We start from the raw sequence: 21,411 nt of genomic DNA on the forward strand, positions 1-21,411 counted from the left end.
GGGGACATGACCGACCTGCACGCGATCTCCCGGGCCCCCATGATCACCGGCGGGCTCCTCGGCGTCTTCGCCCATCCCGACGACGAGACGCTGGGAGCGGGCGGCGTCCTCGCGAGCGCCGCCTCGGTGGGCGTCGGCGTCGGGGTGGTCACCGCGACCCGGGGCGAGCTCGGCGAGATCCTGGCGCCGAAGCTGGCGCACCTCGCCGACGACCGCCCCGCGCTCGCGCACGAGCGCGAGCACGAGCTCTCGCGGGCGCTCTCGGCGCTCGGGGTGCGGGCCCACCGGTTCCTCGACACCCAGCCGGGGCTCGCCGCGAAGCGGCCGGCGCACTTCACGGACTCGGGCATGGCCTGGATCCGCACCGGGCTGGCCGGCCCGGGGACGGAGTCCGCCGCCGACGCGCTGACGTCCGTGCCGGTGGAGGTCGCCGCGCGGCTGCTCGCGACCGTGGTCCGGCGTGCGAGGCCGCAGGTGGTGATCACCGAGGAGGCCCACGGCAGCTACGGCCACCCCGACCACGTGCACCTCCACCAGGTGACGATGCGGGCCGTGGAGCTCGCCGCCGACGCGGCGCCGTCCGAGGAGCCCGACGACCCCCTGTCCGAGCTCGACCCCTGGGACGTGCCCGTGGTCGGCTGGATCGTGGAGCCCGAGACCCGGTACCGCGCCGCGCTGCGCTGGCTGGACGCCATGGTCGACCGCCAGCCGCAGTTCGGCACCCGGGGCGACGCCCTGGGCACCCTCGCCGCGGACCACGAGCTGCCCTCGCTCGTGGTGCCCGACGAGCAGGTGGACCTGACCATCGACGTCAAGCCCGTCCTTCCCGCCGTCGTGCAGGCGATGCAGGCCCACCGCACCCAGGTGCAGGCCGTCCACCTGCTCGACCTCACCCGCCAGGAGAACCGCGGCCTGCCGGTGTGCGGCTGGTACGCCGTGAGCAACGGCATCCTGCAGCCGTTGCTCGGCACCGCGAGCCTGCGCCTGGCCCCGGGCCGGGACCGGGTGGAGGAGCTGAGCGACCCCCGGACGATCGACGGCCTCACCCGGGACCGGCTCGCGGGTACCCGGGGCGCCGACCGGCTCGCCGCCTTCCTCGGCGGGACGGTCGCGTGAACGAGCGCACGGACCGCGGCGACCGAACCGGGAGGGTCGTGGCCGCCGTCGTGGCCGTGGTAGCCGGTGTCGTCGTCGGCGCCGCCGGCACGCTGGTCCACCGCTGGACGGCGGGCGGGGTGCCGACGGGCCTGCCGGCCGCCTTCGCCCTGGTGGTCGTCGGTGCGGTGTTCGCCCGCTCCGCCGCCGACGGCGCGGGCGTGTTCCTGCTCGGGCTCGCCGGGGTCCTGACCACCCTGACCATGACGTTCGTCAGCCCGAACGGGGACGTCCTGGTCACCGACCAGCTCCTCAGCTACGCGTGGCTGCTCGGCATGCCGCTGGTCGCCGCCCTGACGATGCTCGCGCCCCGGAGGTGGTTCTCCGACGGCCCGGCCGTCCGCCGGGCCGGGACCGCCCGGTGAGTGCGGGCGCGGCGCCCGTCCCGGAGGAGCTGGTCGAGCGGTACCGGGCGACGATGGGCCGGCTGCCCGGCGGCGTCACCGTGGTCTCCCTGCGGCAGGGCCGCCTCGACCTCGCCATGACGGCGACGGCGGTGACGTCGGTCTCGCTGCGCCCGCCGATGGTCCTGTTCTGCGTGTACACCGACGCCCGGTTGCGTGAGGCGCTGGACGAGGTGGACACCTGGGCCGTCAGCATCCTGGACGCCTCGGCGGTCGTGGCTGCGGAACGGCTGGCCATGCCGGGACGCCCCGCGTTCGGGCAGCTCATCGGGGTCCCGCACCACGCGGGGGAGCACTCCGGCGCCGCCCTGATCGACGCCGCGCAGGGCTGGCTGGAGTGCCGCACGGCGTGGATCAAGAACGCCGGCGACCACGACGTCGTGGTCGGCGAGGTCATCGACGCGCGCACCGGCACCACGGGCGCCGGGGGACTGGTGCACCACCTCGGGCGGGTGCGCGCGCTGTAGGGAACGTCACGGGTGTCCGTAACGATGTGGTGACGTTGGGCAGCGCCCGGCGGTGCGGCGGACGCATGCGTCCTACCATGCTGAGGTCGCACGGGGCGGCACAGGGGGAAGAAGGACGCTGAGTGACTGACGACCGAGCAGCCGGGCGCGGGTCCGTCGACGACACCGTCGGCCCCGCGGACCGCCCGACCCCGGACACCCACCGAGCCCACGGGATGTCCGATCTCGACTCCGTTCTCGCGCGCAGGCAGCAGGACCCGGGCCAGGCACCCGCCGCACCGGAGCCCGACGCCGACGCGACCGTCACGCTCCCCGCCGCCGGCCCCGACGCCACCGCCGTCCATGCGGCGCCCGTGCACGCCGCCCCCGATCCCCAGGACCGCCCGATGCCCTCGCCGTTCGACCAGTTCCGCGCCGAGGAGCCGCGCCGCCGACGTCGCGGGGGACTGGTGGCCGGGATCATCGTCGTCCTCCTCGCCCTGGCCTACGGGGCCGGCGCCTGGTTCCTCGGCGACCGCACACCCAACGGCACGACCGTCGCGGGCGTCCCGATCGGCGGCCTGCCGGCGGACGACGCCCGCGTGCGCCTGGAGGCCGAGCTCTCGCCCCTGGCCGCCGAGCAGGTGCCCGCCGCGGTCGGCGAGGCCGCCTCGAGCCTCGACCCGGCGGCCGTCGGCCTGAGCTTCGACGTCGACGCCACCCTCGACGGGCTCACCGGTTTCACCCTCGACCCGCGCGTGCTGTGGGGACGGCTGTTCGGCATGGGACCGGTCGAGCCGGTGTCCGAGGTCGACGAGACCGCCCTGCGCGCGGCCCTCACGACCGTGGCGGGCGAGCTCGACGTCGCGCCGGTGGAGGGAGCCATCACGTTCGCGGGAGCCACGCCCGAGGTCACGGAGCCGGTCGACGGGACGGCCGTCGACGTCGACGCCGCCACCGAGGCGGTGGCGCGGACCTGGCTCACCGCCGAGCGCCCGCTGGAGCTGCCGACGCAGCCGGTCGCCCCGGCGGTCGGTGCCGAGGCGGTGGACGAGGCGCTCACCACCCTCGCCCAGCCGCTCGTCTCCGCGCCCGTCACGGTGAGCGTGGACGGCACGCTCGCTGAGCTCTCGCCGGAGCAGCTCGCCGCGAACGCCACCTTCGTGGCGGAGGGCTCCGCCCTGAAGCTCGAGCTCGACGGCGAGGGCCTGGCCGACGCCGTCGCCGAGGTCAACCCGCAGATCCAGGTCACCGGCGAGGACGCCAAGATCGTCCTCAAGGACGGCAGGCCGACGATCGTGCCGTCCACGACCGGCAAGGGGCTCGACCCCGACCAGCTCGCCGAGGCCGTGCACGCCGCCGGGACGTCCTCGGACCGCACCGCCGAGGTGGCGCTCGTGGAGGCCGAGCCGGAGTTCAGCACCGCCGACGCCGAGGCCCTCGGCGTCAAGGAGGTCATCGCAGAGTTCTCCTCCCCGATGCCCTACGACCCGGTCCGCACCACGAACCTCAAGGTCGGCGCGCAGAAGGTCACCGGGGTCCTGGTCATGCCGGGCGAGGAGTTCTCCCTCCTCGAGGCGATCGGGCCGATCTCCGCCGCGAACGGGTACGTCTCCTCCGGCGTCGTCGAGGACGGCTTCGTCTCCACCGCCGTCGGCGGCGGCCTCTCCCAGCTCTCGACCAACATGTTCAACGTGGGCTTCCTCGCGGGCATGGACGACGTCACCCACACCCCGCACAGCCGGTGGTTCGAGCGGTACCCGCCCGGCCGTGAGGCGACGCTGTGGGAGCCGAGCACGGACATGATCTGGCGGAACAACACCGAGTACGGCGTGCTCGTCCAGGCCTGGGTCACCGGCGACGCGGTCCACGCCCGCCTGTGGGGCACGGACGTGTGGGACGTGCGGACGAGCACGTCGGAGAAGTACAACGTCGTCGAGCCCAAGACGGTGTACAACCCCTCGCCCGAGTGCAAGCCCGAGAGCGGCGGGCAGCCCGGCTTCACCGTGACCGTCGACCGGCAGCGGTACAAGGACGGCACGATGCACGACGACGAGAGCTGGACCTGGACCTACACGCCGTGGAACCACGTGGTCTGCGGCGACCCCCCGTCGGAGGGCGAGGACCAGGGCTGACGCCTCCGGACCCCCGCCGTCGGGGCCGGCCTCAGCCGGGCGGCGGCGGCACCCGCTTCCCCGTCACCATCGCCTCGGCCGGGACGCGCACGTCCCCGCGCCGGGTGCGGACGACGACGGCGCCGGGCTCGACCTCGAGCAGCTCACCGAGCGCGTCGTGGAGGCCGTCGGCCTCCCGGTAGCGCACCACGACCCGGTCGCCGGCACGCCAGCTCAGCCACGGGAGGGCGGGCGGTCCGGGGGTGGCGCTCATGGGGGCAATCCTGCCCGACCGCGGACGCCGGTCGTGCCCGCGGACGGGCTGGGCGATACTAGGGCGACGGCGCGCCCGTGCGCCGAGCAGTCGCAGCGAGGAAAGGAAGCTCTCGTGACCTACGTCATCGCCCAGCCGTGTGTGGACGTCAAGGACAGGGCGTGCGTCGACGAATGTCCGGTCGACTGCATCTACGAGGGCAAGCGGATGCTGTACATCCACCCGGACGAGTGCGTCGACTGCGGCGCCTGCGAGCCGGTGTGCCCGGTCGAGGCGATCTTCTACGAGGACGACACCCCGGCGGTCTGGTCCGACTACTACCGCGCGAACGTCGAGTTCTTCAACGACCTCGGCTCCCCGGGCGGCGCGGCGAAGATGGGCGTCATCGACAAGGACGACCCGATGATCGCCGCCCTGCCCCCGCAGGCCTGAGGTGCCGCTGCACGGCAGCGCGCTGCCCGACTTCCCCTGGGACTCGCTCGCCCCCGCCAAGGCGCGTGCCGCCGCGCACCCCCGCGGCATCGTCGACCTGTCCGTCGGCACCCCCGTCGACCCCACGCCCGCCGTCGCGCGCGACGCCCTGACCGCCGCCGCCGACTCCCCGGGCTACCCGCAGACGATCGGCACCCTCGCGCTGCGCGAGGCGATCACGGCCTGGTTCGCCCGGCGGCGCGGGGTGCCCGGGCTTCGCACCGACGCGGTGCTCCCCACGATCGGCTCCAAGGAGTCCGTGGCGCTCCTGCCAGCGCTGCTCGGGCTGGGGGAGGGCGACGTCGTCCTCCACCCGCGCACCGCCTACCCCACCTACGACGTCGGGGCGCGGCTGGCCGGGGCGACCCCGGTCGCCGTCGGCCCCGACCCGGCCGACTGGCCGGACGCGCGGCTGGTCTGGCTGAACTCGCCGGGGAACCCCGACGGGCACGTCCTCTCCGTCCGCGAGCTTGCGGCGGTGGTGGCCTGGGCCCGCGAGCGCGGCGCCGTCGTCGCCTCGGACGAGTGCTACGCCGAGCTGGCCTGGGACGGGCCGGCGGCGGCCGACGGCGTGCCGAGCCTGCTGGACCCGCGGGTGTGCGGCGAAGACCACGCCGGGCTGCTCGTCCTGTACTCCCTGAGCAAGCAGTCCAACCTCGCGGGCTACCGGGCCGCCCTGCTGGCCGGCGACCGGGCGCTCGTGGCCCGGCTCACCGAGGTCCGCAAGCACTCGGGGATGCTCATGCCCGGGCCGGTCCAGGCTGCCATGACCGCCGCGCTGGCCGACGACGCGCACGTGGCGGAGCAGCGGGAGCGCTACCGCTCGCGGCGGCGGGTGCTCCTGGAGGCGGTCGGCGCGGCCGGGCTCGCGCACGACCCGCTGTCCGTGGCGGGCCTGTACCTGTGGGTGCGGGCGCTCTCCCGGCCGGCGACGTCGTGGGAGCTGGTCGACGCGCTCGCCCACCGCGGCATCCTGGTCGCGCCCGGCACCTTCTACGGGCCGCACGGCGAGGGGTACGTGCGCATCGCCCTCACGGCCACCGACGAGCGGGTCGCCGAGGCCGCCCGCCGGCTGCGCGAGGGAGGCCCGATCGGTTGAGCCCGTCCGGGCCCGGACGGATTTCCTGGTACGCGGTGCTGATGGCATATCTTTGTTGACCGGATCACGTCTCCGGGGCCGTTCGACCCTGGACCACGCAACGAGGCGCTCCCCAGAGAGCCGATCGAGGAGGAACACAGATGTCGAATGCTGAGCTGAGCCCGGCGACGTTCGAGGTGGACGGGAAGACGCTCCGGTTCGACCGTGTGCCCGCCGTCGAGGGCAACGACGGGGTGAACATCTCCTCGCTGCTGAAGGAGACCGGCCTCGTGACGCTCGACCCGGGCTTCATGAACACGGCCTCGACCACGTCCGCGATCACCTACATCGACGGCGGCGCCGGCATCCTGCGCTACCGCGGCTACCCGATCGACCAGCTGGCCAAGGGCTCGAGCTTCCTCGAGACCGCCTACCTGCTCATCTACGGCGAGCTCCCCGACGCCGCCACGCTGGAGGCCGTCGAGCGCCGCATCAAGCGGCACACGATCCTGCACGAGGACTTCAAGGCGTTCTTCACGGCGTTCCCGGCCAACGGCCACCCGATGGCCATCCTGCAGGCGGGCATCGCGGCGCTGGCCACCTACTACCAGCACACGCTGGACCCGCACGACCCGTACCAGCGCGAGCTGTCCACGGTGCTGCTCATGGCGAAGGTGCCGACGATGATCGCGGCCATCGCCAAGCGCGCCACCGGTCTGCCGCTGCTCTACCCGGACGCCTCGAAGGGGTACGTCGAGGACTTCATCCGGATGACCTTCGGGCTGCCCTACCAGCGCCACGACGTCGACCCGGCCATCGTCAAGGCCCTCGACATGCTGCTGATCCTGCACGCGGACCACGAGCAGAACTGCTCCACCTCCACGGTGCGCATGGTCGGCTCCTCGCACGCGAACATCTACGCCTCCGTGGCCGCGGGCGTCGGCGCGCTGTCGGGCCCGCTGCACGGCGGCGCCAACGAGGCCGTCCTGGAGATGCTCACCAAGATCCAGTCCGGCGGCGGCGACGCCTCCGAGTTCATGAAGAAGGTCAAGAACAAGGAGGACGGCGTCCGCCTCATGGGCTTCGGGCACCGGGTCTACAAGAACTACGACCCGCGCGCCGCCATCGTCAAGGAGGCGGCGCACGACGTGCTCGCCCGCCTGGGCAAGGACGACGAGCTCCTCGACATCGCCATGGGCCTGGAGGAGATCGCGCTCAACGACGAGTACTTCATCGAGCGCAAGCTCTACCCGAACGTGGACTTCTACACGGGGCTGATCTACAAGGCGATGGGCTTCCCGACGCAGATGTTCACCCCCCTGTTCGCGCTGGGCCGCCTGCCCGGCTGGATCGCCCAGTACCGCGAGATGATCGCGGACCCGACGACGAAGATCGGCCGGCCGCGCCAGGTCTACACCGGTGAGGCGGAGCGCAGCTTCGTGCCTGTCGAGCAGCGCTGAGCATGCAGCGCTGATCAACCCTGCTGTCGAGGCGGGTGCCCTCCGGTCGCGGAGAGCACCCGCCTCGTGCGTTCCAGACTGGGCAAAGCGGTTGAGACTGTCAATCATTGACAAACGAAATGACCGCGGCCAGACTCTGCGGTGACGGATGTCGAGGGCGACGCCGACCGGCTCGGCCTCGATGTCGCCGAGGACACGCACGAGGAGATCCGCATGAGCCTGACAGGGAAAGTCGCGATCGTGACCGGCAGCGGCCGGGGACTGGGCCTGGCCTACGCCCAGCAGCTCGCCGCCGGCGGCGCGAGCGTGGTGGTCAACGACGTGGACCAGCAGGTGGCCGACGACGCCGTCGCGTCGATCACCGCCGCGGGCGGGAAGGCCACCGCCCTGGTCGCCCCCGTGGGCCCCACGGAGACCGCCAGGGCCCTCGTGGCCGCCGCCGTCGAGAGCTTCGGCCGCCTCGACATCCTCGTGACCAACGCGGGCGTGCTTCGGGACACGGTGCTGTGGAAGATGTCCGACGACGACTTCGACACCGTGGTGAACGTCCACCTGCGCGGCACCTTCACCTGCGTGCGCGAGGCCGCCGTCCGCATGCGCGAGCAGGGCGAGGGCGGCCGGATCATCTGCATCGGCTCGCCCACCGGTCAGCGCGGGAACTTCGGCCAGACCAACTACGCCGCGGCCAAGGCGGGCATCGTCGGCATGGTCCGCACCTGGGCGATGGAGCTGGCGCGGGCGAACATCACCGCCAACGCCGTCATCCCCGTCGCGGCCACCGCCATGACCGAGACCGTGCCGTTCTTCAAGCAGTTCGTCGACGCCGCCGCGCGCGGCGAGCAGATGCCGCCGTTCGCCCGCCGGGTGCTGGGCTTCGGCACCCCGCAGGACGTGGCGGGCGTGGTCGCCTTCCTGGCCTCCGACGCCGCCGCCGGGATCAGCGGGCAGGCCATCGGCGTGGGCGGGGACCGGCTGGCGCTGTGGTCCCACCCCCAGGAGGTCGCCACCGCCTTCCAGGACGGCGGCTGGGGCTACGAGCAGCTCAGCGAGGACTTCGACTCCCTCTTCGGCCAGGTCCTCCAGAGCGTGGGCCAGCCCATGCCGGAGCCCCCGGCCCCGGCGGCGGACAAGGCCGAGAAGGTCGAGCAGCGGTGACCCGGTACGAGTGCGCCGTCGACGCCGCCGCCGTCGTCGCGGTCGACACCCACGTCCACGTCGAGAAGGACGGCCACGGCCACCTCTCCCTGCCCGGTGAGGTGCTCGACGCGGCGGCGAAGTACTTCAAGGCTCCCACGGACCGGATGACGATCGACGAGACGGCCGAGTACTACCGCGAGCGGTCCATGGCCGCCGTCGTCTTCACCGTCGACGCCACCACCGCGCTGGGGCACGCGCCCAACAGCACCGAGGAGATCGCCGAGGGGGCGGCCCGCAACAACGACGTCCTCATCCCGTTCGGCTCGGTGGACCCGCGCGGCGACGACCCGGCGGGCCGCGCCCGCCGGCAGGTCGAGGAGCTGGGCGTGCGGGGCTTCAAGTTCCACCCGTCCCTGCAGGACTTCGACCCCTCCGACGAGCGGTACTTCCCGATCTACGAGGTGATCCAGGAGCACGGGCTCCCGGCGATCTTCCACACCGGCCAGACGGGCATCGGCGCTCGCCTGCCGGGGGGCTTCGGCATCAAGCTCGGCCTGTCCAACCCCACGCTGCTCGACGTCGTCGCGGCCACGTTCCCGGGGCTGGACATCATCATGGCCCACCCCTCGGTGCCGTGGCAGGACGAGGCGATCGCCGTCGCCACGCACAAGGGCAACGTCTACATCGACCTGTCCGGCTGGTCGCCGAAGTACTTCCCGCCGGCGCTGGTGCGACAGGCGAACTCGCTGCTGCAGGACAAGGTGCTCTTCGCCTCGGACTTCCCGCTGCTCACCCCGGAGCGGTGGCTGAAGGACTTCGCCGAGCTGGATCTCAAGGACGAGGTGCGCCCCAAGATCCTCAAGGACAACGCGGTCCGGCTCCTCGGGCTGGACGAGGGCGGCGGGTCCGGTGCGTGACCTGGGCATCGGCTCGTGGCCGGCGCGCCGGACCAAGAACGGCGCCCACCGTCCGGCGATCGTCTTCGGCGACCGGGTGGACACCTACGCCGACGTCGAGCGGCGCACCCGCCAGCTCGCCAACGCCCTGCGGGCGGCCGGGGTCGGCCGGGGGGACCGGGTGGCGTACGTCGGCTTCAACCACCCGGCCCTGCTGGAGACCTTCTTCGCGACGGCGCAGCTCGGCGCGGTCTGGGTGATCGTCAACGCCCGCCTCGCCCCGGCCGAGGTGGAGTACATCCTCACCGACTCCGGGGCGCGCGCCGTGGTCTTCGGCAGCGAGCACGCCGGCCACGCGGCGCAGCTCTTGCACCTGGAGAGCGTGGAGACGTGGGTCGCCGTCGGCGGCGCCGCGGCCGGGACCGCGGCCGCCGGCGCACCGGGCGCGCTCGACTACGAGGCCTTCCTCGCCGCCGGCGGCACCGACGTCATCGACGAGCCGGTGACGTGGGACGACCCGGTCATGATCATGTACACCTCCGGGACCACGGGGCGCCCGAAGGGGGCCACGCACACGCACGGCTCCCTGACCTTCCAGTACTTCCAGGCCCTGATCGACACCGACTTCACCCGCGACGAGGTGATGCTCGCCGTCGCCCCGCTCTTCCACGTCGCCGGCCTCAACACGATGACGATGCCGACCTTCCTCAAGGGCGGGAGGATCATCGTCCAGCCGGCCTTCCGGCCCGAGACGGTGCTGGCCACCGTCGCCGCCGAGCGCGTGACGTCGATCTTCGCGGTGCCGGCCATGATGGACGCGCTCGCCGCCCATCCCGACTTCCCGGGCACGGACCTGTCCAGCCTGCGCAACGTCCTCGTCGGCGGCTCGCCGCTGCCCGACCGCATGCTGCGCACGTGGGCCGACCGCGGCGTCGCCATCCAGCAGGGCTTCGGCATGACCGAGACTGCGCCGGGCATCTTCCTGCTGCTCGCCGAGGACTCGTTCCGCAAGGCCGGCTCGGCCGGGCGGCCCCACTTCTGGGTCGAGGGGAAGGTGGTGCGCCCGGACGGCACGGAGGTCGCGCCCGGGGAGATCGGCGAGGTCGTCGCCCAGGGTCCCAACGTCATGCAGGGGTACTGGAACCTGCCGGACGCCACCGCGGCCGCGGTCGTCGACGGCTGGTACCACACCGGTGACCTGGCGACCGTGGACGATGACGGCTACGTCTGGATCAAGGACCGACTCAAGGACATGTTCATCTCCGGCGGGGAGAACGTGTACCCCGCGGAGGTCGAGAACGCGCTCCTGGACGTCCCCGGCGTCGCCGAGGCCGCCGTCATCGGCGTCCCGCACCCGCGGTGGGGCGAGGTCGGCCACGCCTACGTCGTGCTCGCCGAGGGCGCCGACGTCACGCCCGGGTCGATCGTCGCGGCCCTCGCCGGGCGGCTCGCGCGCTACAAGATCCCGCAGGACGTCGTCGTCGTCGACCGCCTGCCCCGCACCGCCACCGGCAAGCTCCAGAAGCACCTGATCCGCACCACCTACGAGGGGAACGCCCGATGACCACGACCGTCTCTCTGCAGGACCTGCCCGGGCTCGTCGGCGCGGACCTCGGCCGGTCCGCCTACCGCGAGATCACCCAGCAGCAGGTCAACCTCTTCGCCGACGCCACCGACGACCACCAGTGGATCCACGTCGACCCCGAGCGGGCCAAGGACGGGCCGTTCGGGGCGCCGATCGCCCACGGGTACCTCAGCCTGGCCCTGGTCATCCCGTTCTCCGAGGAGCTCCTGCAGGTGGACGGGGTGAGCACCAAGGTCAACTACGGGCTCGACAAGGTCCGCTTCCCCGCGCCGGTCAAGGTCGGGGACCGGGTCCGCATGGGCTCGACGGTCCGGGACGTCACGGAGGTGCCGGGGGGCTACCAGATCACCCTCGACAACGTCCTCGAGGTCGAGGGGGGCACCAAGCCGGCCGTCGCGGCGACCACCCTCTTCCGCTTCTACGCGTGAGGCCGGGCCGATGACCGCCGTCCACGACGCCCGGACCACCCGCACCCGCCTGTACGAGCAGGTCGACCCGCTGGGGTACGAGTCCCTCCTCGGCGACGCCGAGCACGCCGTGCTCACCCGGCTGCGAGCCGTCCTCGAGGCGGACGTGAAGCCGCTGGTGAACGACTGCTGGGACCGGGCCGAGTTCCCGCACCAGATCCGCGGCCCGATCGCGGCGCTGGACCTCATGGCGCCGCCGGAGGTAGGGGAGCCGGGCGCCCTGTTCAAGGGCTTCCGGATGCTCGAGCTCGCCCGCACCGACGTCTCCGTGGCGGTGTTCTTCGGCGCCCAGGGCACTCTGTTCCGCAACTCCGTGCTCCTGGGCGGCAGCCCCGAGCAGGTGGCCGCGCTCGACGACGGCATCCGCAGCTGGCGGACCAAGGGGGTCTTCGCGCTCACCGAGCCGGACCACGGCAGCGACGTGGCCGGCGGCCTGGAGACCACCGCCCGCCGCGACGGCGACGGCTGGGTGATCGACGGCGCCAAGCGGTGGATCGGGGGAGCCGAGTACGCCGACCTCATCACCGTCGTCGCCCGCGACGAGGCCGACGGTCAGGTCAAGGCGTTCCTCGTGGACCGGCACGCGCCCGGCGTCGAGGTCGAGGAGATCCGGCGCAAGGTCTCGCTGCGCATCGTCAACAACGGGCACATCACGCTGACCGGCGTGCGGGTGCCGGAGGCCATGCGGCTGCAGGACGTGAACTCCTTCACGGACGTCAACCGGCTGCTGCGCTCGATGCGCGCCGACGTCGCCTGGCTGGCGGTCGGCGCGCAGGCGGGCGCCTTCGAGGCGGCGGTGCGCTACGCGAAGGCCCGCACCCAGTTCGGGCGGCCGATCGCCGGGTTCCAGCTGGTCCAGGACAAGCTCGCGACGATGCTCGGGAACCTCACCGCCTCGCTCGGGATGGCCGTGCGGCTGAGCCAGCTCGAGGACGGCCCGGGCCACACCGACGCCGACGCCGCGCTGGCCAAGGGCTGGATCGCCCGGCACACCCGCGAGACGGTGGCGCTGGCGCGCGAGGTGGCCGGCGGCAACGGCATCACCCTGGACACCGACGTCGCCCGGTTCTTCGCCGACGCCGAGGCGATCTACACGTTCGAGGGCACGAACGAGATCAACCAGCTCGTCGTGGGCCGGTCGATCACGGGGCTCAGCGCGTTCACCCGCTGACTCGCGCCCGCCGGTCGTGGTGCGTCACGCGATGACGACGGCGCCCGGCGGTGCACCGGCGGCCGCCCGGGCGACGGCGTCGGGCACGCCGGCCTCGTCGAGCGGGACCCACCTGGCCTCGTCGCCGTCGGCGCGCACCCAGGCGCGGCCGTCCACGGCGACGACGTCGGCGCCCGTCGCGGACGCCGTCGCCACCGCCCACTGCGCGAGGGCCCAGGCGCGGCGCTCGGGGGACGGCTCCAGCCCGGGCGGCACGGACGTGGCGTCCACGACGAGGACGCCGCCCGGGGCGACGGTGGAGGCGACCTCGCCGAAGTCGCGGGCGAGCCGGGCCTGGACGGCCGCGGCACGCTGCGCGGCGTTGGCGCCCGGGCTCTCGCCGTCGCCGGTGGGCTCCTCGGCCGGGTCGAGGTGGCAGGTGAGCGCCGCGGGTGAGTACCCCGTCAGCGCGGAGGCGAACGCGCGGCCGCGACCCTCGTGCTGGGCGTAGGCGTCCGGGAAGGCCGAGCGCTGGACGTCCTGGGCCGCGTCGGTGATCTCCTTGCCCTCCCACCCCTCGATGGTGACGAGAACGTCGTAGAAGGCGTTGGTGGCGTAGACCGGGTCCATCAGCTGCTCGACGGTGCCCCATCCCTGCGAGGGGCGCTGCTGGAACAGGCCCACGGAGTCACGGTCGCCGTAGTCGATGTTGCGGAGCTTGGACTCCTGCAGCGCGGTGGCGATGGCGACCGTCACCCCGCGGGCCGGGAGCTCGCGCCGGGCGCCGATCGCGGCGAAGAGGGCGGCGTTGTCGGCCTGGTCCGCCTCGAGCGCCGCGCTGGTGCCGTCCTCGAGGTCGACCCGGCAGGTCCCGGACGCGCCGTCGTCCCCCGTGAGGACGGTGAGGGCGAGCACCACCGCGCCGACGCTGAGGCCGAGGGAGCCCAGCAGCACCAGGGCGCCGGCCCCGCAGCCACGGGTGCGCGAGCCGGTCCCACGGCGGCGCCGCGGTGCGGGGTCAGGCATGCAGGGCGGCGTTGAGCTCCACCCCGGTGCCGCTGCGGGGAAGCGCCTCCACGGCGCCGGAGAGGGAGTTGCGCCGGAACAGCAGGTTGTCGTGGCCGGAGAGCTCGCGGGCCGCGACCACCGGCGGCTCGGTGAGCTGACCGTGGTTGGGGCGGGTGCCGCCGCCGGCGAGGACCGAGACCTTGGTGCCGGCCGTGAGGTACAGCCCCGCCTCGACGACGCAGTCCGCCCCGAGGGAGATGCCCAGGCCGGCGTTCGCGCCGAGCAGGGAGCGCGGGCCCACGGAGATGACCTGCTTGCCGCCGCCGGAGAGGGTGCCCATGATCGAGGCGCCGCCGCCGATGTCGGCGCCGTCGTGGACCACGACCCCCTGCGAGACACGGCCCTCGACCATGGACCGGCCCAGCGTGCCGGCGTTGAAGTTGACGAAGCCCTCGTGCATGACGGTGGTGCCGGCGGCCAGGTGGGCGCCGAGCCGCACGCGGTCGGCGTCGGCGATGCGCACGCCCGCGGGCATGACGTAGTCGACCATCCGGGGGAACTTGTCGACGCCGTGGACCGTCACCGTGCCGTGGGCGGCGCGCAGGCGGGCCCGGGTGGTCTCGAACCCCTCCACGGCGCACGGGCCCGCCGAGGTCCACACCACGGTGGGCAGGACGGCGAAGATCCCGTCGAGGTTGATCGTGTTGGGGGCCACGAGGGTGTGCGAGAGCAGGTGCAGGCGCAGGTAGGCGTCCTCGGTGGAGGCCGGTGCGGCGTCGAGGTCGATCTCGGTGCGCACGACCTCGGTGCGCACGCCCCGGTCGGCGTCGGGGCGCTCGAGCGCGGTCAGGTCCGCGGGGGTGCCGGCGTCGGCGGGGGCGGGGCCCAGCGCGGGGGAGGGGTACCACACGTCCAGGACGTCGCCGGAGTCGGTGCGGGTGGCGAGGCCGAAGGCCCAGGCGGTGCGCTCACTCATGCCCCAAGACTAGGTGCCGCCGCCCACGGGCGGTGACCGCCGCCCGGGTTCCGGACGGCGCGGCGGCGTCGATCAGTTCCGCACCAGGCGGGGGCCGGCGACGCGGGCGCCGAGCTCCTCCACCCGGCCGACCAGCTCCCGGTCCGCCGTCGTGACCAGGACGTCGTTGGCGGGGTCGCGCACCAGGCGGCGGACCACCGCCACGAGGGCGTCGTCGCCGTGGCCGTCCGCGCTGACCACGCTGACGCCGTCGACGGCCTCGACGCTGCGGGCCGCCCCCTCGGTGACGAGGACGACGTCGGGGAACCAGCTGCCTCCGGGGAGGCCGACGGCGCGGGCGGGCAGGCCCTCGCGCACGAGGGCGGCGAGGTGGTCCCGCAGGCGGCGCGTGGCGCCGGCACGGTCCGCCCACCACCCGTCCGGGCGGGAGCCGACGACGTTCGCCGCGTCGACCACGATCACCAGGCGCCGCAGCATGCGCCGGAGCTCCGGCAGCGCGTCGGCGAAGGCGGGCAGCAGGTCGAGACCGTCGAGGCCGTCGAGGCCGACCCAGCGGACCTCGAGGCTCTCCGGGTCGGTCACCGACGGGTCCAGCGGGGCCACGGCCTCGGCCAGCACGGTGGTGTAGGACCAGTCGGGGTGGACCAGGGCGCGGTCAGCGCGCAGCCGCATCGCCGCCGTCGGGACTCCCGCCTCCTCGGCCGCCTCCCGGACGGCGCCGGCGCGCGGGCTCTCGCCGTCGGTGATCGCCCCGCCCGGCAGGCCCCACGTGCCCCCGTGGTGCGACCACAGTGCGCGGTGCTGCAGCACGACCTCGACGCCGGCCGGCCCGGGCCGCCACAGCAGGAGCCCTGCGGCGCCGTTCAGTCCCCAGTGCCGGGCGCCGCAGGCGCACTCGACCCAGCCGTCGCCGGGCTGACGGTGCACGCGCGCGTCGGGCGGGGGGCGGTGTGCGGGCGAGGTCACCGGATCAGCGTCGCACACGGGCCGCGGCCGGTCCCGGACGAGCGGCCAGGCGCGCGTCCGGCATGCGGACAGCGTGACGTGATCTTCCGCCGGGCAGATCCGACATGCCGGGCGGAACCGGACAGGACATCCCTCCCGAAACGTCGTGAACCGGGGCGTAACGGACTTCATACGACAGCACCGAAATTGGAGTCGCAGACTCCGATTTACGTACGGTGCCGCCCATGCAGCTCACCCAGTTCACGGACCTCGGCCTCCGGGTGGTCATGCGCCTCGCCGCCGAGACGCCGCCGTCCGCGCCGAGCACCCGCGTGCTCGCCGACCAGCTGCAGGTCTCCTACTCCCACACGGCGAAGGTGGTCACCCGGCTCTCCGAGCTGGGCGCGGTGGTGACCCGCCGCGGCCGGGGCGGCGGCCTGGCGCTGACCGAGCTGGGCCGAGGTGCCTCCGTGGGCTGGCTGGCGCGGCGGCTCGAGGGCGAGGAGGAGGTGGCCCGTTGCGAGGGTCCCTCGCCCTGCCCGTTGCGGGCCGCCTGCGGGCTCCGCGGCGCCCTGCGCGCGGCCCAGGAGGCCTTCTACGCCTCGCTCGACGCGGTGACCGTCGAGCAGGTCGCGCGGGCGCCGGCCGACGTCGTCCTGCTCGACCTCGCCCGCCCGGACGCCCGGGCCGCGCCCGCCGCCGCACCGGCGCTCGGGCGCTGAACCCCGATCCCCCCGTCAGTCAAGAGATCCGTCAGGAAGAGAGAGACCGTTGCTCACACCGCAGTCCGAGGAGATCGTCCGCGCCACCCTGCCCGCGGTGGGGGGTGCGCTGGGCGAGATCGCCCCGCTCTTCTACCGGAAGATGTTCGCCGCGCACCCCGAGCTCGAGCGTGACCTGTTCAACCGGGGCAACCAGCGCCAGGGGGAGCAGCAGAAGGCCCTGGCGAGCTCGATCGCCGCGTTCGCGACGCTGCAGCTGGAGCCGGACCCGGCCAGGCAGGACCTGGTCCTCTCCCGCATCGCCCACAAGCACGCCTCCCTCGGCATCACCCCCGAGCAGTACCGCATCGTCCACCAGCACCTCTTCGAGGCGATCGCCGAGGTGCTCGGCGACGCCGTCACCCCCGAGGTCGCGGCGGCGTGGGACGAGGTCTACTGGCTGATGGCGGAGACCCTCATCGCGATGGAGAAGGGCCTCTACGGCGGCGCGGGGGTGGAGGTCGGCGACGTGTGGCGCACGGTGCGCGTGGCGGCCCGGCGGCTGGAGTCCGCGGACACCGTCTCCCTCGTGCTGACCTCGCCCGACGGGGAGCCCCTGCCGGCGTTCCTGCCCGGCCAGTACCTCTCCGTCGGGGTCACCCTGCCCGACGGCGCCCGTCAGATCCGCCAGTACAGCCTGTGCTCGGCGCCCTCGGAGGGCAGCTGGCGCATCACCGTCAAGCGCGTCCTCGCGGCCGAGCTGGCCGACGGCGTGGTCGCGCCGGCCGGCGAGGTCTCGAACTTCGTCTACGACAACGTCTTCGAGGGGGACGACCTGCGGGTCACCCTGCCCTTCGGGGACGTGGTGCTCCCGCCGGAGGGCGACGCGCCCCTGCTGCTCGCCTCGGCGGGGATCGGGTGCACCCCTGTCATCGGCATGCTGAACCACCTCGCCGACACCGAGGACCGGCGCGCGATCTCCGTGCTGCACGCCGACCGGTCGGCCGCCAGCCACGCCCACCGCCGCGAGCTCGCGGAGCTGGTCGAGCGCCTGCCCTCGGCCAGCCTGCACCGCTGGTACGAGGACCTCGGTGCGCGCCGGCCGGTCGACGTCGTGCACGCGGGACGGGTCGACCTCTCCGAGGTAGCCCTCGAGCCCGGCACGCAGGCGTTCCTGTGCGGGCCGCTGCCCTTCATGCTCGCCGTGCGCGACGCGCTGGTGGCCCGGGAGGTCCCGGCCGAGAACATCCACTACGAGGTGTTCGGGCCGACGACGTGGACCGGCGCCTTCGCCTGAGCCCCCGCAGGCCGGCCGCCCGCTCGTGCTCCGGCGCGTGCGGGCGGCCGCAGCCGCAGGGTCCCCTGACGGCCGGGTGACGTCAGTTCACCGAGGCGTCGTCCATGGGGTCGATCTGGCAGATCACGGCGCCCGTGGCGACGTTCTGGCCGACGGCGGCCGCCATGCCGTGCACACGCCCGGCGCGGTGCGCCACGAGCGGCTGCTCCATCTTCATGGCCTCCAGCACCACGACGAGGTCGCCCGCCTGGACGATCTCGCCGTCCGCGACGGCCACCTTGACGATGGTGCCCTGCATGGGGGAGGTCAGCGACGCGCCGTTGCTCCCGGCCGCGGCAGCGGTGCGCCCCGCCGAGCGGCGCACGGGCCGGCGGGCGGCGCCGCGCAGGCCGCCGGAGATCCCGAGCCCCGCCGGGATCACGACCTCCAGGCGCTTGCCGCCGACCTCGACGACGACGCGCTCGGTCGCCTCCGCCTCGGCCGGCTCCGGCGTGGGCGGCGGGGTCGCGGACCGGGTGGAGGGCAGCGCGCGCAGCCGCTCGGCGTAGTCGGTCTCGATCCACGTGGTGTGCACCCGGAAGCTCTCGGCGCCGCCGGCGGCGACGAAGTCCGGCTCGGCGAGCACCGAGCGGTGGAAGGGCAGGACGGTGGGCAGGCCCACGATCTCGGTCTCCCGCAGCGCGCGGCGCGCCCGCTCGATCGCCTGCTCGCGGGTGGCGCCGGTGACGATGATCTTGGCGAGCATCGAGTCGAAGGCGCCGGAGACGGAGTCCCCGCCGACGACGCCGGAGTCGACCCGCACGCCCGGCCCCGAGGGCCACGTGAGCGAGGTGATGGTTCCCGGGGCGGGCATGAACCCGGACGCCGGGTCCTCGCCGTTGATGCGCAGCTCGATGGAGTGGCCGCGGGGCGCGACGGTGTCGTAGCCGAGCTCCTCGCCCTCGGCGAGGCGCAGCTGCTCGCGCACCAGGTCGATGCCGGCGACCTCCTCCGTCACCGGATGCTCGACCTGCAGGCGGGTGTTGACCTCGAGGAAGGAGATCGTCCCGTCCACGCCCACGAGGAACTCGCAGGTGCCGGCGCCCACGTAGCCGGCGGCCTTCAGGATCGCCTTCGACGCCTCGACCAGCTGGCGCTCCTGCTCGGGGGAGAGGAACGGGGCGGGCGCCTCCTCCACGAGCTTCTGGTGGCGGCGCTGGAGGGAGCAGTCGCGGGTGGAGACGACGACGACGTTGCCGGCGGTGTCGGCGAGGCACTGCGTCTCGACGTGGCGGGGGCGGTCCAGGAAGCGCTCGACGAAGCACTCGCCGCGCCCGAAGGCCGCGGTGGCCTCGCGCACGGCGGAGTCGAACAGCTCCGGGATCTCCTCGCGGGTCCGGGCCACCTTGAGGCCGCGGCCGCCGCCCCCGTAGGCGGCCTTGATCGCGACCGGCAGGCCGTGCTCGTCGGCGAAGGCGAGGACTGCGGCGGCGTCGGCCACGGGGTCCGCGGTGCCGGGCACCAGGGGGGCGCCGACGCGCTGGGCGATGTGGCGGGCGGTGACCTTGTCGCCCAGGGCCTCGATCGCCTCGGGCGGCGGGCCGATCCACACGAGGCCGGCGTCGATGACGGCGCGGGCGAAGTCCGCGTTCTCGGAGAGGAAGCCGTAGCCCGGGTGGACGGCGTCCGCGCCGGAGCGGCGGGCCACGTCGAGGATCTTGCCCGCGTCCAGGTAGGTCTCCGCGGCGCGCATTCCGCCAAGGGCGAAGGCCTCGTCGGCGAGCTTGACGTGCAGGGCGTCGCGGTCGGGGTCCGCGTACACGCCCACGGTCGCGATGCCCGCGTCGGCGCAGGCCCGGGCGACGCGCACGGCGATCTCCCCGCGGTTGGCGATGAGCACCTTCCGGAGCCGGTGACGCTGACCCGGCAGGGTGGAGGTGCTCGGCATGGGGCGCTCCCGGGGTGCGAGAAGGGTGAGATGACCGCACCACGTTAGCCGTGCGTCGTCGCCGGTTCCCACTTCGACCCGGCGACGCGCGCCAAGTCTGTCCATCCCTTCAACGGCGCCCGGTGGCAGTTGTGCGATTCCGACAACTTCGTGCGGTGTGACGTGTGTCATGGGGTCTGGCCTTGTAGCAGGGTCACAAATTCCGGGTGGCGCACGGCCGGCGCGGGAGGATGGGCGGCGTGCCCGACGCCGCTGTGCCCCTGCCCCACCCGGTCACCGGGCAGCTCTTCCCCTCGCCGGTCCCGCCCGGCACCGGCTGGCCCGGGGATCCGGCCTGTCCGTCGACGACGGTGGCCACCACGGCGGAGGAGGTCGCGGCGCTCGCCGCGGCCGCCCGGGACGTGGCCGACGTCGACGCTCACGTCTCGGTGTGCCGTGCCTGCCCGCGCCTGGTCGCCTGGCGCGAGTCCGTCGCGACGACGGGGCGGCGCGCCTCCTTCGCGAACCAGCCGTACTGGGGCCGCCCGGGGCCGGGGTTCGGTGACGCGGCGCCCCGCGTCCTCGTCGTCGGGCTGGCGCCGGCGGCGAACGGGACCAACCGGACCGGGCGGCTGTTCACCGGCGACCGCAGCGGGGACTGGATCTACGCCGCCCTGCACCGCGCCGGCTACGCGAACCAGCCGGAGAGCGTCGCGGCCGGGGACGGCCTGGAGCTGATCGGGCTGCGGATCGTCTCGGCCGTGCGCTGCGCCCCGCCCGCGAACAGGCCCACGCCGGAGGAGCGGCGCACGTGCGGGCAGTGGCTCGACCGGGAGCTCGCCCTCGTGGCGCCGGGCCTGCGCTCCATGCTCGCGCTCGGCGCCATCGGGTGGGAGGCGGCACTGGCCTCGGCGCGACGGCTCGGCTGGGACGTCCCCCGCCCGCGGCCGCGGTTCGGGCACGGGGCGGAGGTGCTGCTCCGCGCCGCGGACGGTCATCGGGTGCGGCTGCTCGGCAGCTACCACGTCAGCCAGCAGAACACGTTCACGGGCAGGCTCACCGAGGAGATGCTCGACGAGGTTGTCGCCCGGCTCTGACGCTCAGGCCAGGGGGCCGGACCAGAGGTCGGGCACCGTGTGGCCGAGCCGGCCGAGCAGGTCCCGCAGCAGCGGCAGGCTGAGGCCCACCACCCCGTGGTGGTCGCCCTCGATCCCGGTGACGAACGGGCCGCCGAGGCCGTCGATCGTGAACGCCCCCGCCACCCGCAGCGGCTCGCCGGTGGCCACGTAGGCGTCGATCTCGGCGTCGGAGAGGTCGGCGAAGTGGACCACCGTGGAGGAGGTGGCGCCCACCTCCTGCCCGCCGCCCACGAGCCAGTGCCCGGTGTGCAGCTCGGCCGAGCGGCCGCGCATCCGGCGCCACCGCGCCACGGCGTCCGCGGCGTCCGCCGGCTTGCCCACCACCTCCGCGCCGGAGCCGTCGTCGATCTCGAGCATCGAGTCGCAGCCGAGCACCAGATCGGCCTGGGCCGCCACGGGGGCGGTGCCGAGGACGTCCTGCGCCTTCGCCCGGGCCAGCACGAGCACCTGCTCGGCGGCAGGGAGCTCGCCCCGACCGGAGGCGACGGCCTCGGCGACCGCGGCCGCGAGCACCGCCGGCTCGTCGACGGTGGAGACCGCCACGAGGGGATTGATCCCCGCCGAGCGGAGGGTGGACAGACGGGCCGGGGAGGCGGAGGCGAGCAGCAGGGTGGTCACGTCGTCACCCTAGGCACTCACCGCCGTCGTCCCGTCCGGTGCCGTGTCGCCCGGACGCCTGGGACGGGAAATTCCGCATAATCCCGCCGAAAACTCGCCTCTCAATCCCCCTTCCAAGGGGTGTGCACGCCCTCCCGTCGGGTCGTAGCCTGGCAGCGGGCCGGGGGGCTGTGTCGACGATGAG

21 protein-coding genes are annotated in these 21,411 nt (G+C 74.0%); 15 read left to right on the top strand and 6 right to left on the bottom strand.

Features of this window, described 5'->3' with window-relative positions:
• Positions 1 to 6 precede the first annotated feature (6 nt).
• The 4 genes from ABD774_RS15735 to ABD774_RS15750 all read left to right on the top strand — a co-directional run bounded on the left by ABD774_RS15735 (position 7) and on the right by ABD774_RS15750 (position 4,140).
• Complete coding sequence (locus ABD774_RS15735; RefSeq protein WP_345043135.1) at positions 7 to 1,116, top strand: PIG-L family deacetylase; 1,110 nt, start codon at positions 7 to 9, stop codon at positions 1,114 to 1,116.
• Complete coding sequence (locus ABD774_RS15740) at positions 1,113 to 1,520, top strand: DUF6113 family protein (RefSeq protein ID WP_345043137.1); 408 nt, start codon at positions 1,113 to 1,115, stop codon at positions 1,518 to 1,520. The genes ABD774_RS15735 and ABD774_RS15740 overlap by 4 nt, the downstream gene beginning before the upstream one ends.
• Positions 1,517 to 2,026: a flavin reductase family protein gene (locus ABD774_RS15745; protein WP_345043140.1), complete on the top strand. Its 510-nt coding sequence runs from the start codon at positions 1,517 to 1,519 to the stop codon at positions 2,024 to 2,026. Before ABD774_RS15740 ends, ABD774_RS15745 begins: the two co-directional genes overlap by 4 nt.
• 122 nt (positions 2,027 to 2,148) lie before the next feature.
• Positions 2,149 to 4,140, top strand: a complete 1,992-nt coding sequence (locus tag ABD774_RS15750; protein ID WP_345043142.1) for a VanW family protein — start codon at positions 2,149 to 2,151, stop codon at positions 4,138 to 4,140.
• Positions 4,141 to 4,171: 31 nt separating this feature from the next.
• On the opposite strand, the gene ABD774_RS15755 is transcribed toward ABD774_RS15750, so the two are convergent.
• The gene (locus tag ABD774_RS15755) at positions 4,172 to 4,393 is read right to left on the bottom strand and encodes a putative acetyltransferase (protein WP_345043145.1); all 222 of its coding nucleotides are present in this window, start codon (positions 4,391 to 4,393) and stop codon (positions 4,172 to 4,174) included.
• 114 nt (positions 4,394 to 4,507) lie between these two features.
• On the opposite strand from ABD774_RS15755, the gene fdxA reads away from it, so the two are divergent.
• From fdxA to ABD774_RS15795, 8 genes are all read left to right on the top strand, one after another.
• Positions 4,508 to 4,825: a ferredoxin gene (fdxA, locus tag ABD774_RS15760; protein WP_248257651.1), complete on the top strand. Its 318-nt coding sequence runs from the start codon at positions 4,508 to 4,510 to the stop codon at positions 4,823 to 4,825.
• A gap of 1 nt (position 4,826) precedes the next feature.
• Entirely contained in the window at positions 4,827 to 5,963 is a 1,137-nt protein-coding gene (gene dapC, locus ABD774_RS15765) for a succinyldiaminopimelate transaminase (protein ID WP_425554571.1), read from the top strand.
• Between the two features lie 140 nt (positions 5,964 to 6,103).
• A complete protein-coding gene (locus ABD774_RS15770) occupies positions 6,104 to 7,402 on the top strand; it encodes a citrate synthase (RefSeq protein WP_345043148.1) in 1,299 nt (432 codons plus the stop codon).
• A gap of 213 nt (positions 7,403 to 7,615) precedes the next feature.
• Positions 7,616 to 8,557 carry an SDR family oxidoreductase gene (locus tag ABD774_RS15775; RefSeq protein ID WP_345043196.1) on the top strand — a complete coding sequence of 314 codons (942 nt, stop codon included), beginning with the start codon at positions 7,616 to 7,618 and terminating at the stop codon, positions 8,555 to 8,557.
• Complete coding sequence (locus tag ABD774_RS15780; RefSeq protein WP_345043151.1) at positions 8,554 to 9,456, top strand: amidohydrolase family protein; 903 nt, start codon at positions 8,554 to 8,556, stop codon at positions 9,454 to 9,456. The genes ABD774_RS15775 and ABD774_RS15780 overlap by 4 nt, the downstream gene beginning before the upstream one ends.
• Positions 9,449 to 10,999, top strand: coding sequence for an acyl-CoA synthetase (locus ABD774_RS15785; protein ID WP_345043153.1), 1,551 nt, complete (start codon positions 9,449 to 9,451; stop codon positions 10,997 to 10,999). Before ABD774_RS15780 ends, ABD774_RS15785 begins: the two co-directional genes overlap by 8 nt.
• Entirely contained in the window at positions 10,996 to 11,448 is a 453-nt protein-coding gene (locus ABD774_RS15790; protein ID WP_345043155.1) for a MaoC family dehydratase, read from the top strand. Before ABD774_RS15785 ends, ABD774_RS15790 begins: the two co-directional genes overlap by 4 nt.
• 10 nt (positions 11,449 to 11,458) lie before the next feature.
• Positions 11,459 to 12,658: an acyl-CoA dehydrogenase family protein gene (locus tag ABD774_RS15795; RefSeq protein ID WP_345043158.1), complete on the top strand. Its 1,200-nt coding sequence runs from the start codon at positions 11,459 to 11,461 to the stop codon at positions 12,656 to 12,658.
• Positions 12,659 to 12,682: 24 nt separating this feature from the next.
• Here ABD774_RS15795 and ABD774_RS15800 read toward each other — a convergent pair whose 3' ends face one another.
• The 3 genes from ABD774_RS15800 to ABD774_RS15810 all read right to left on the bottom strand — a co-directional run bounded on the left by ABD774_RS15800 (position 12,683) and on the right by ABD774_RS15810 (position 15,587).
• The gene (locus ABD774_RS15800; protein WP_345043160.1) at positions 12,683 to 13,663 is read right to left on the bottom strand and encodes a hypothetical protein; all 981 of its coding nucleotides are present in this window, start codon (positions 13,661 to 13,663) and stop codon (positions 12,683 to 12,685) included.
• Positions 13,656 to 14,621: a 2,3,4,5-tetrahydropyridine-2,6-dicarboxylate N-succinyltransferase gene (gene dapD / locus ABD774_RS15805; protein WP_345043162.1), complete on the bottom strand. Its 966-nt coding sequence runs from the start codon at positions 14,619 to 14,621 to the stop codon at positions 13,656 to 13,658. Before dapD ends, ABD774_RS15800 begins: the two co-directional genes overlap by 8 nt.
• Positions 14,622 to 14,693: 72 nt before the next feature.
• Positions 14,694 to 15,587 carry an NUDIX domain-containing protein gene (locus ABD774_RS15810; protein ID WP_345043165.1) on the bottom strand — a complete coding sequence of 298 codons (894 nt, stop codon included), beginning with the start codon at positions 15,585 to 15,587 and terminating at the stop codon, positions 14,694 to 14,696.
• Positions 15,588 to 15,811: 224 nt separating this feature from the next.
• Here ABD774_RS15810 and ABD774_RS15815 point away from each other — a divergent pair, with 224 nt between their 5' ends.
• Positions 15,812 to 16,288 (top strand): RrF2 family transcriptional regulator, encoded by a 477-nt coding sequence (locus tag ABD774_RS15815; protein ID WP_345043167.1) that lies wholly within the window; start codon positions 15,812 to 15,814, stop codon positions 16,286 to 16,288.
• Positions 16,289 to 16,337: 49 nt separating this feature from the next.
• Positions 16,338 to 17,564 carry a globin domain-containing protein gene (locus ABD774_RS15820; RefSeq protein WP_345043170.1) on the top strand — a complete coding sequence of 409 codons (1,227 nt, stop codon included), beginning with the start codon at positions 16,338 to 16,340 and terminating at the stop codon, positions 17,562 to 17,564.
• Between the two features lie 82 nt (positions 17,565 to 17,646).
• Here ABD774_RS15820 and ABD774_RS15825 read toward each other — a convergent pair whose 3' ends face one another.
• Complete coding sequence (locus tag ABD774_RS15825; protein ID WP_345043172.1) at positions 17,647 to 19,491, bottom strand: acetyl/propionyl/methylcrotonyl-CoA carboxylase subunit alpha; 1,845 nt, start codon at positions 19,489 to 19,491, stop codon at positions 17,647 to 17,649.
• Between the two features lie 230 nt (positions 19,492 to 19,721).
• Between ABD774_RS15825 and ABD774_RS15830 the strand changes: the two genes are divergently transcribed.
• Positions 19,722 to 20,567 carry a uracil-DNA glycosylase gene (locus tag ABD774_RS15830; protein ID WP_345043198.1) on the top strand — a complete coding sequence of 282 codons (846 nt, stop codon included), beginning with the start codon at positions 19,722 to 19,724 and terminating at the stop codon, positions 20,565 to 20,567.
• 3 nt (positions 20,568 to 20,570) lie between these two features.
• On the opposite strand, the gene ABD774_RS15835 is transcribed toward ABD774_RS15830, so the two are convergent.
• A complete protein-coding gene (locus tag ABD774_RS15835; protein ID WP_345043175.1) occupies positions 20,571 to 21,227 on the bottom strand; it encodes a nucleoside triphosphate pyrophosphatase in 657 nt (218 codons plus the stop codon).
• Positions 21,228 to 21,411 lie beyond the last annotated feature (184 nt).

This window comes from Georgenia daeguensis, from assembly GCF_039537705.1.
Lineage (GTDB): Bacteria > Actinomycetota > Actinomycetes > Actinomycetales > Actinomycetaceae > Georgenia > Georgenia daeguensis.